A 3,380-nucleotide genomic window follows, 5' to 3' on the forward strand; every position below is an offset into this window, starting at 1 on the left:
AGGCGCAGGGTGCTGACTTTTTCAGTGCCATGGCCGGGCACCACCATGTCGTAGGCTTTGGCCGCAACTTCACCCGCATTGCGCCACACCGGCGCGCCGTTGACCTGCTCGACCCAGCCGCCAAATCGCACCGGGTAGCTTATGTCGGCACGGGGGAATTCCCAGGGCGTGCCGTTTTCCAGCCAGGGATCGGGGTATTCCATCTGCGCACCGTTTTGGATGTCTTGCGCAAACATGCCGTACTCGTAGCGGATGCCGTAACCAAAGGAGGGCAGGCCGACGGTGGCCATCGAATCCAAAAAGCAGGCCGCCAGGCGGCCCAGGCCGCCGTTGCCCAGCGCGGCATCGGGCTCGCGGTCGGCTACGGTCTCCAAGGTTTGGGCAAACTTTTGCAGGCCGGTGGCGGCTTCACCGCGAATGTCTAGCGCGCCCAACGCATTGGATAGGGTGCGGCCCATCAAAAATTCCATCGACAAATACACCACACGGCGGGCCTTGGCTGCGTGGTCGCGGGCCTGGGTTTGCACCCAGCGCTGGGACAATTGTTGGCGCGCAACTTGCGACACGGCCAGCATCAAATCGTTCGGAGTGGCTTCTGCGGGACTAACCCCGACAGTATCGAGCAAATGCTGTTCAATACCGGCTTGTATGGAGGTGGCTGTTGGGGCAATACGCTGGGTCACAGGGGGATCCTTTGTGTGGGTTGGCACAAGCCAGAATCCGATGTACGGATGGCTATTTTTCTAGTCTAAGCGCTTTGAATGCGGGTACACCGCGTATTTCCAGAATTCTCGCATGAGGTAACTCGCCGGTAACTGTTTTTTAAATCCTCGGATTAAGATGCTGGCGTTAACCAAAAACCCGGTCAACAATTAGCCCAGGACTGGCGTCGGTCCCCTGTTCGCTCAGAAGGCGGGAAGGGGTTGCTGCGCGAATCCTAATCCCTTCTCTGGAGACAAAAAATGCAGCAAAACAACTTAGCGCTCGGACTGGACCTGCCCAAACGGGCGATTGCACTGGTGCTCGCCGGCGGGCGCGGCAGCCGATTGATGAACCTGACGGACCGCCGCGCCAAGCCGGCGGTGTACTTTGGCGGCAAGTTCCGCATTGTTGACTTTGCGCTGTCCAACTGTTTGAACTCCGGTATCCGCCGCATCGGTGTCATTACCCAGTACAAATCGCATAGTTTGCTGCGCCACTTGCAGCGCGGCTGGGCATTTTTGAAAAATGAGATGAACGAGTTCGTAGATCTGTTGCCTGCACAGCAGCGCAACGACAACGAAAACTGGTACCGCGGCACAGCCGATGCGGTCTACCAAAACCACGACATTCTGGAAAGTTACGGTGCCGACTACATCGTGGTGTTGGCAGGCGACCACATCTACAAGATGAATTACGCGCTGATGCTGGCCGACCATGTGGCCCAGGGGCGTGAATGCACCGTGGGCTGCATCGCTGTCCCGCGTGCCGAGGCATCGGCTTTTGGCGTGATGGCGATCAACGATGACCGGTTGATCACCGAGTTTTTGGAGAAACCCGCCGATCCACCGTCCATGCCGGGCAATGCCGATATGTCGTTGGCCAGTATGGGCATCTATATTTTCAACGCGGCCTTCTTGTATGCCGAGCTGGAGCGGGATATGGCGGACCCCACGTCCAGCCACGACTTCGGCAAGGACATCATCCCCCGTGCCGTACGCAATGGCCTCGCCACCGCCCACCCGTTCTCCATGAGCTGCGTACCCGATGCGGCCGAGGACGAGCCGTACTGGCGCGATGTCGGCACCATCGATGCGTACTGGGATGCCAATATCGACCTGACCGCCACCGAGCCCAAGCTCAACCTGTACGACACCCACTGGCCCATCTGGACCTACCAGGCCCAGCTGCCACCGGCCAAATTTGTCCACAACACGGACGATCGGCGCGGCATGGCAATCGAGTCCATGGTGTCGGGCGGCTGTATTGTGTCGGGCAGCGTGCACCGCTCGGTGCTGTTTTCCAGCGTGCGGGTGCACTCGTATTCGGATGTCAAATGGTCCGTGCTCCTGCCCGACGTACAGATTGGCCGTGGCGCACGGATCAACCGTGCCGTGATCGATCGGGGTTGCGTGATTCCCGATGGCATGGTGATCGGTGAAGACGCTACGCTGGATGCCGAGCGCTTCCACCGCAGTGAAAACGGCATCACGCTGGTCACCCAGGCGATGCTCAAAAAGCTGGCAGGATGAAAGTACTCCAAGTAGGAGCCGAGGTTTTTCCTCTGGTCAAAACCGGGGGTCTGGCCGACGTGCTGGGGGCCTTGCCCCAGGCCCTGGTGGCGGCAGGTGCCGATGTGCGCCTGCTGCTGCCAGGCTTTCCCGCAATCTTGGCCGGCCTGAAAAAGCCGGTCGTGGTCTGCGAGATCGGTGCAGCGTTTGGAGCCGCGCGGGTACGCCTGGTGCGCGGCACTATTACCGCCAGTGGCATGACTGCCTATGTGGTCGATGCGCCGTACTACTACCAGCGCACGGGCAACCCGTACCTAGGAGCCGACGGCGTTGAATGGCCCGACAACGCCCAGCGCTTTGCCTTGCTGGGCTGGGTGGCCGCGCATGTGGCTGCGGGCGGCCTCGACCCCGCATGGACCCCGGACGTGCTGCACGCCCACGACTGGCACGCGGGCATGGCCTGTGCCTACCTGGCGGCCAACCAGTCGGCCACGGTGGCCACCGTCTACACCGTACACAACCTGGCCTACCAGGGCTTGTTTGATGCCAAGGACTTCCACCTGCTGGGCCTGCCGGTGCGCTTCATGGACGCAACCCGGCTGGAATACCACGGCAAGTTCTCATTCATGAAAGCCGGGCTGACCTTGGCCCAGCGCATCACCACCGTCAGCCCCAGCTACGCGGCCGAGATTGCCACCAATGAGTTTGGTTGTGGCCTGGACGGCGTGGTGCGCTCGCGCGGTACTGACGTGTCCGGCATCCTGAACGGGGTAGACGACGCGGTATGGAGCCCGGCAAGCGACAAGGACATCACCACCACTTATTCGGCTACCCAAATGGAGGGCAAGGCCACATGCAAAGCAGCCTTACAAAAACAGCTGGGTCTGCAGGTCGATGCCAAGCGTCCCTTATTCACCCTGGTGAGCCGCTTGACCCAGCAAAAGGGCTTGGACCTGGTGCTGGCCGCGATTCCTGAAATGCTGGCTGCCGGAGCGCAGCTGGCCGTGCAGGGCAGTGGCGATGCAGTGCTGGAGAAAGCCTTTACCGAGGCTGCCGCTGCGCACCCAGGGCAGGTGGCCGTGCGCCTGGGTTACGACGAGCCCTTCGCCCACCAAATGATTGCCGGAGCCGATGCCATGTTGGTACCGTCCCGGTTTGAACCCTGCGGCC

General features: G+C 61.0%; 3 protein-coding genes. 2 read left to right on the forward strand and 1 reads right to left on the reverse strand.

Features of this window, described 5'->3' with window-relative positions; all coding sequences use genetic code 11:
• On the reverse strand, window positions 1-683 hold a 683-nt coding region (locus ABI213_RS22645), incomplete at its 3' end, for a glycogen/starch/alpha-glucan phosphorylase (RefSeq protein ID WP_348028770.1).
• A 279-nt stretch (window positions 684-962) separates the two neighbouring features.
• Between ABI213_RS22645 and glgC the strand changes: the two genes are divergently transcribed.
• Both glgC and glgA read left to right on the forward strand, forming a co-directional pair.
• A complete protein-coding gene (glgC, locus tag ABI213_RS22650) occupies window positions 963-2,231 on the forward strand; it encodes a glucose-1-phosphate adenylyltransferase (protein WP_348008956.1) in 1,269 nt (422 codons plus the stop codon).
• Window positions 2,228-3,380: glycogen synthase GlgA (gene glgA, locus ABI213_RS22655; RefSeq protein WP_348028772.1), on the forward strand; the 1,153-nt coding region annotated here is incomplete at its 3' end. The genes glgC and glgA, both read left to right, overlap by 4 nt.

Source organism: Rhodoferax sp. (assembly GCF_039922535.1).
GTDB lineage: Bacteria > Pseudomonadota > Gammaproteobacteria > Burkholderiales > Burkholderiaceae_C > Rhodoferax_B.